Annotated in this window: 2 protein-coding genes and 1 pseudogene; all 3 read right to left on the bottom strand. The window is 75.4% G+C overall.

Annotation, left to right across the window (positions count from 1 at the left end):
- Positions 1–245, bottom strand: a 245-nt coding sequence (locus F2B26_RS15995; RefSeq protein ID WP_159811040.1) for a hypothetical protein, incomplete at its 3' end; no start/stop codon positions are given.
- Between the two features lie 137 nt (positions 246–382).
- The gene (gene hemB, locus F2B26_RS15990) at positions 383–1,378 is read right to left on the bottom strand and encodes a porphobilinogen synthase (RefSeq protein WP_159811038.1); all 996 of its coding nucleotides are present in this window, start codon (positions 1,376–1,378) and stop codon (positions 383–385) included.
- Positions 1,375–1,788: pseudogene (locus F2B26_RS15985) on the bottom strand (uroporphyrinogen-III synthase); the annotation flags it as partial. The pseudogene F2B26_RS15985 and the gene hemB, both read right to left, overlap by 4 nt.
- Positions 1,789–1,909: the final 121 nt, after the last annotated feature.

Below are 1,909 nucleotides of genomic sequence, written 5' to 3'. Positions count from 1 at the left end.
GTGCCCGGCCGGGCCACCGGGGCCGGGCGGACACCCTCGTGCAGCGCCACGACCGAGGTGCCGCGCACCAGCAGCGCGCTCAGGGCCTGCGGGTCGTGCCGCGGGTCGGCCACCAGCACGAGCCCGCCCACCGGCACCTGGGGGTCGAGGTCACGCAGGTTCGCCGCCTCCGACGGCACGTGCACCCCGCGCAACCTCAGCTGCAGCGACAGCCCCTGACGCACCACCGGTGCCGATGCCACCACGGCCACTCCCCACGTTCGCTCCACGACGTCCCACCTCCCGCAGCGCGGACCCGAGCCCGCCGGCCGACCTCCGGCCTCGACTGCCAGGAGCAGGGAAATCCCCGGGAGATACCAGGGAGCGGAACTTTCTTCGCAGGTCAGGCGCGACGGTCGGCGGCCCACCACCCGGCGAGCTCGAGCGCCCAGTACGTGAGCACCTGGTCGGCCCCCGCCCGCACGATGCTCAGCACCGACTCCTCCACCGCCCGACGACGGTCGATCCAGCCCTGCGCGGCCGCCGCCTCGACCATCGCGTACTCCCCGGACACCTGGTACGCCGCGACCGGCACCGACGAGACCGCGGCGACGTCGGCCAGCACGTCCAGGTAGGACATGGCGGGCTTCACCATGACGAGGTCGGCGCCCTCGGCGATGTCGAGCTCGACCTCGAGGAGGGCTTCGCGCCGGTTGGCCGGGTCCATCTGGTAGGCCCGGCGGTCGCCCTGCAGCGTCGAGGCCACGGCCTCCCGGAACGGGCCGTAGAACGCGCTCGCGTACTTGGCGGCGTAGGCCAGGATCGCCACGTCGTCGCGGCCGGCGCCGTCCAGCGCGTCCCGCACCGCCGCCACCTGGCCGTCCATCATCCCGGACAGGCCCAGCACGTGGGCACCCGCCGCCGCCTGGGCCAGCGCCATCGCGACGTAGCGCTCGAGCGTCGCGTCGTTGTCCACGCGGCCGGCGGCGTCGAGCACCCCGCAGTGCCCGTGGTCGGTGAACTCGTCGAGGCACAGGTCCGCCTGCACGACGAGCGCGTCACCCACCTCGGCGACGACGTCCTCGATCGCCCGGTTGAGGACGCCGTCCGGGTCGTCCGCCCCGGTGCCCGTCGCGTCGCGCACGCTCGGCACCCCGAAGAGCATGACGGCGCCCAGCCCCGACTCGGCGGCCCGGGCCACCTCGCGGCGCAGCGAGTCCCGGCTGTGCTGGACCACCCCGGGCATCGAGGCCACCGGGACCGGTGCGGTCACGTCGTCCCGCACGAACAGCGGCAGGCTGAGCTGGGCGACGTCGACACGGGTCTGGGCGGCCATCCGGCGCAGCGCCGGGGTGGCGCGCAGCCGGCGGGGGCGGACACGTCCGGGGGTGGTGGTCATACGGGGTCCTTCCAGAGGTCGACCAGCGCTGCGACCAGCGCCGGGAGGGTCGTCGTGGGGCTGAGCACGTCGACGTGCAGACCGAGCTCGCGGGCCGCCTGCGCGGTCGTCGGGCCCAGGCAGGCCACCGTGGTGCCGGCCGGCGGTGGGCCGAGCCGGTCGAGCACGGCCTGCGCGGTGCTCGGCGAGGTGAGCAGCACGGCGTCGATGCGGCCCGCTGCCCAGTGCTCGCGCACGGCGGCCGGCGGGGCGGGGGCCGGGACGGTCCGGTAGACCGCGACGTCGTGCACCTCGAGGCCGGCCTCGCGCAGGCCGGTGACCAGGGTGGGTGCCGCCAGGTCGCCGCGGGCGACGAGCACCCGGTCGCCGCGGGCCGCCGCCACCAGCGGGGACACCAGACCAGTGGCGCCCGCACCCCGCTCACCACCGTCACCGACCCGACCCGACCCGCACCCGACACCACTGCACCCGACGACACCGTGAAGGACCCGTCATGACCAAGCCGTACGCCGACAAGCAGATCTGGTTCCT

It is taken from the genome of Cellulomonas citrea (genome assembly GCF_009829685.1).
GTDB classification, from domain to species: domain Bacteria; phylum Actinomycetota; class Actinomycetes; order Actinomycetales; family Cellulomonadaceae; genus Cellulomonas; species Cellulomonas citrea.
This window is presented reverse-complemented; position numbering and strand designations above follow the sequence as displayed.